At 68.0% G+C, this 4,293-nt stretch carries 3 protein-coding genes; all 3 read left to right on the top strand.

Annotation, left to right across the window (positions count from 1 at the left end; translation table 11 throughout):
- Positions 1-183: 183 nt before the first annotated feature.
- The 3 genes from groL to JHC79_RS04980 all read left to right on the top strand — a co-directional run bounded on the left by groL (position 184) and on the right by JHC79_RS04980 (position 4,214).
- A complete protein-coding gene (gene groL, locus JHC79_RS04970) occupies positions 184-1,809 on the top strand; it encodes a chaperonin GroEL (RefSeq protein WP_188486044.1) in 1,626 nt (541 codons plus the stop codon).
- 123 nt (positions 1,810-1,932) lie between these two features.
- Positions 1,933-3,513, top strand: a complete 1,581-nt coding sequence (locus tag JHC79_RS04975) for an alpha/beta fold hydrolase (protein ID WP_296388938.1) — start codon at positions 1,933-1,935, stop codon at positions 3,511-3,513.
- A 38-nt stretch (positions 3,514-3,551) separates the two neighbouring features.
- The gene (locus tag JHC79_RS04980) at positions 3,552-4,214 is read left to right on the top strand and encodes a DsbA family oxidoreductase (RefSeq protein WP_296388940.1); all 663 of its coding nucleotides are present in this window, start codon (positions 3,552-3,554) and stop codon (positions 4,212-4,214) included.
- Positions 4,215-4,293 lie beyond the last annotated feature (79 nt).

Here is a 4,293-nt window from a genome sequence, read left to right on the forward strand (position 1 = left end):
GCCCCACCGACCTTGCACTCGACCCACCCGAGTGCTAAAAAGGCTGTTGGCACTCTCGAACCGTGAGTGCCAGGTCGGACCGGTGAGATCGGGTCTTCACTGACACCCCGGTCGTCCGTCGCGGGCACCGAATCCGGCCATGAAATCTTTCAGTGTCACCCCCAATCGGAGGATCACTTCGCAATGGCCAAGATCATCGCGTTCGACGAAGAGGCCCGTCGCGGCCTCGAGCGGGGCCTGAACGCCCTCGCCGACGCAGTAAAGGTGACGTTGGGACCCAAGGGTCGCAACGTCGTTCTGGAGAAGAAGTGGGGCGCCCCCACGATCACCAACGATGGTGTTTCCATCGCCAAGGAGATCGAGCTGGAGGACCCCTACGAGAAGATCGGCGCCGAGCTGGTCAAAGAGGTCGCCAAGAAGACCGACGACGTCGCGGGCGACGGCACCACCACCGCCACCGTGCTCGCCCAGGCTCTCGTCCGTGAAGGCCTGCGCAACGTCGCGGCCGGCGCGAACCCGCTGGGCCTGAAGCGCGGCATCGAGAAGGCCGTCGCGGCCGTCACCGAGTCGCTGCTGGCCTCGGCCAAGGAGATCGACACCAAGGAGCAGATCGCTGCGACCGCCGGTATCTCCGCGGGCGACGCGTCCATCGGTGAGCTCATCGCCGAGGCCATGGACAAGGTCGGCAAGGAAGGCGTCATCACCGTCGAAGAGGCGCAGACCTTCGGTCTGTCCCTCGAGCTGACCGAGGGCATGCGCTTCGACAAGGGCTACATCTCGGGCTACTTCGTCACCGACGCCGATCGTCAGGAAGCGGTCCTCGAGGACCCCTACATCCTGCTGGTCTCGGGCAAGGTCTCGACCGTCAAGGACCTGCTGCCGCTGCTGGAGAAGGTCATCCAGGCCGGCAAGCCGCTGCTGATCATCGCCGAGGACATCGAGGGCGAAGCGCTCTCGACCCTGGTGGTCAACAAGATCCGTGGCACCTTCAAGTCGGTTGCCGTCAAGGCCCCCGGCTTCGGTGACCGCCGCAAGGCCATGCTCGCCGACATCGCCATCCTCACCGGTGGCGAGGTCATCAGCGAAGAGGTCGGACTCTCCTTGGAGAGCGCCGGCATCGAGCTGCTCGGTACCGCTCGCAAGGTCGTCGTCACCAAGGACGAGACCACCATCGTCGAGGGCGCGGGAGATTCCGACGCCATCGCCGGTCGTGTCTCGCAGATCCGTGGCGAGATCGAGAACAGCGATTCCGACTACGACCGTGAGAAGCTGCAGGAGCGTCTGGCCAAGCTGGCCGGCGGCGTCGCGGTCATCAAGGCCGGCGCTGCGACCGAGGTCGAGCTCAAGGAGCGCAAGCACCGCATCGAAGATGCCGTGCGCAACGCCAAGGCCGCTGTCGAAGAGGGCATCGTCGCCGGTGGTGGCGTCGCTCTCCTGCAGTCGGAGTCGGCCATCGACGGCCTCACCCTCGAGGGTGACGAGGCCACCGGTGCCAACATCGTGCGCGTCGCGCTCGAGGCCCCGGCCAAGCAGATCGCCTTCAACGCGGGCCTCGAGCCCGGAGTTGTCGCCGACAAGATCCGCAACTCGCCGATCGGCACCGGCCTCAACGCCGCGACCGGCGTGTACGAGGACCTGCTCGCGCGTGGCATCAACGACCCGGTGAAGGTCACCCGCTCGGCGCTGCAGAACGCAGCCTCGATCGCGGCTCTGTTCCTCACCACCGAGGCCGTTGTCGCCGACAAGCCCGAAAAGGGCGGCGCCCCGGCGATGCCGGGCGGCGACGAGATGGGCGGCATGGGCTTCTGATCTAGATCAGAACCCGCAGTCGCACCACGCAGCTGACGACCGAAGGCCGGTCACCCGACACGGGTGGCCGGCCTTCGGCGTTGTCACACCGCCGGAAAGTCGGACACCGGGTACGTTATTCGCGTGACTAAGAGTGGCCGGGGTGGCCGGTTCAGTGCTGCATTCCTCGTCGCGGTGGCTGCCGCGTCTCTGACCACCGCGGTGGCGGCGTCCCCCGCGCAGGCAGCTCCGATCAACTGGGGTCCGTGCCCCAAGATCCACGGCGCGTCTCTGGCCACGCAGTGCACCGTTCTGCGGATGCCCCGCGACTACGCGCGGCCCTCGGCCGGGACCATCGCGGTGACGGTGTCGAAACTGCCCGCGCGCGATCAGGCGAACAAGCGCGGGGTGCTGATCGGCAACCCCGGTGGACCCGGCGGCGACGGCATCCCGATGTTCAGTCAGTTGCTCACCCCCGCGCCTCTTCGTGACCAGTGGGACCTGATCGCGGTCCAGCCGCGCGGCCTGCTCGACGCGAATCCCGTCGCCTGTGCCGAGGTCTCCGGCATCAGTCCGGCCGCCGTCTTCACCGCCGGAGCGGTCGCCCGCTCGGCCTGCAACGCGCGCACGCCGGGTGGCACCGCGGACATCACGACCGCGAACACGGCCCGCGACATCGAGTCCGCGCGAGCGCAACTCGGCCTCGGTACAAAGGTCAGCCTGCTCGGGATCTCCTACGGCACGACGTTGATGTCGACGTACGCGACACTGTTCCCTCAGCACGTCGACCGACTGATCCTCGATTCCGCCGTCGACCCGAACCTGGAATGGAACACGCTGCTCACCGCCCAGACCGAGGGGTACAAGGCGCGTGTGCACGCTCTGTTCGCCTGGATCGCGCAGCGCGACAACGTCTATCACCTCGGGAAGACCCCGCTGGCGGTGTACCGCACGTGGAGCCGCAAGGTGACCGCGGAGGCCGGTGTGCCGCCGTCGCTGTCACCGCCGCCCGCTCGGGTCGGCGACGCGCCCCCGGCCCTGCGTGGTGCGGCCCGGGCCTACCTGGCCGGTGTAAACACGAACGCGGCCACCCGTGCGTACTTCGACAACCTCGTGGCGAGCATCGCGACCGGCAAGTCGCAGAACGCGTCGACGCTGCTCTCGTTGACGCGCGCCGCGGCGCCGTCCCGTGACAACTGGCCGATCATCGCCCAGCGCATCATCGCCGCCCCGAAGCCGGCGCCGAAGTACCCGCCGGACGTGCAGAAGCTGCTCGTGAACTCGTCTCAGATGCAGACGATCCTGCTGTGCAACGAGAACGCGGTCCCCGCCCGCCCGCAGGTGGCGCCCGCGTCGCTGCTCGACTCCTTCGTCATCGGTGACGTGTTCACCGGTCCGGGCTACCTCTACGAGTCGGGCCTGGCCTGCTCCGGCGCTGCGCCGGTGGCGCGGCCGGTACGGATCAGCAACCGTGGTCTGGCGACACAACCGCTGCAGTTGCAGAGCGTCGGAGACCCGCAGACCCCGTATCGGGGCGGTCTGGTGCACCGCGACCGCATGGGGTCGCACCTGATCACGGTCGGCGGGGGCGACCACGCTCAGTTCGGCCGGGCGAACCCGGTCGTCGACGCCGCGATCGTCGAGTACCTCCGCACCGGTCGCACGTCGGTGACCAGCGCGCCGCAGGCCCCGGTCACGACGCCATTGCTACCGGCGAGGCGATAGCGCGGAATCGACCACGGCCGTCCGGTGTTGTGCTCGTCATGAGCAACCCCATCTCCGTCGACGTGTGGTCCGACATCGCCTGCCCCTGGTGCTACGTGGGCAAGCGACGCTTCGAGGCCGGTCTGGCCGCCTTCGATGGTCGTGACGACGTCACGCTGACCTATCACAGCTTTGAGCTGGCCCCCGACACCCCGGTGGACTTCGACGGTTCCGAGATCGACTTCCTGGCCCAGCACAAGGGGATTCCGGTCGACAAGGTGGAGCAGATGCTCACCCAGATGACGGGTCTCGCGGCCGACGAGGGCCTTGCCTTCGACTACGACGCGCTGGCGCACACCAACACCCGCAAAGCCCACGAGGTGTTGCACTTCGCCAAGCAGCACGGGGTGCAGCTCGACCTCGCCGAGCGGTTGTTCGCCGCCTACTTCACCCAGGGGCGTCACCTCGGCCGCGACGACGAGCTGGCGGATCTGGCCGCGGAGGTCGGACTCGATCGAGACGAGGTGCTGGCCGCGCTGGCGGGCGGGGATTTCGTCGACGCGGTCGACGCCGACATCTCCCAGGCGCGTGCGTACGGCATCAGCGGAGTCCCGTTCTATGTGATCGACGGGCGTTACGGGGTCTCGGGTGCGCAGCAGCCCGAGGTCTTCCGTTCCGCACTCGAGCAGGCCCGGGCCGACGGTCAGGTGGCGGCACAGTGAGTACCGAACCCGGTGTGACCCCGACATTCACGATGATCGGATCGGACGCCGCGGCGGCATGCGAGGGCGACGCGTGTGC

It is taken from the genome of Williamsia sp. (assembly GCF_016462415.1).
Lineage (GTDB): Bacteria > Actinomycetota > Actinomycetes > Mycobacteriales > Mycobacteriaceae > Williamsia_A.